Source organism: Streptomyces musisoli (assembly GCF_016741855.1).
GTDB classification, from domain to species: domain Bacteria; phylum Actinomycetota; class Actinomycetes; order Streptomycetales; family Streptomycetaceae; genus Streptomyces; species Streptomyces musisoli.
In genome coordinates, this window is sequence record NZ_JAERRH010000133.1 from 1 (window position 1) to 309 (window position 309).

1 protein-coding gene is annotated in these 309 nt (G+C 67.3%); it reads left to right on the forward strand.

Going from position 1 to position 309, the window contains the following annotated elements; translation table 11 throughout:
- On the forward strand, positions 1 to 309 hold a 309-nt coding region (locus JK361_RS40795; RefSeq protein ID WP_201828299.1), incomplete at both ends, for an ATP-binding cassette domain-containing protein.

Consider the following 309-nt stretch of genomic DNA (forward strand, 5'->3'; position numbering starts at 1 on the left):
GAGGCGCGCGTCCGTGAGCTGCTGGAGATCGTCGGCCTGAACCCCGAGCACTACAACCGGTTCCCGCACGAGTTCTCCGGCGGTCAGCGCCAGCGCATCGGCGTGGCCCGGGCGCTCGCCCTGGAGCCCAAGCTCATCGTGGCCGACGAACCGGTCTCGGCGCTGGACGTCTCCATCCAGGCCCAGGTCGTCAACCTGCTCCAGAAGGTGCAGAACGAACTCGGCATCGCCTTCGTCTTCATCGCCCACGACCTCGCGATCGTGCGGCACTTCTCCCAGCGCGTCGCGGTGATGTACCTCGGCAAGATC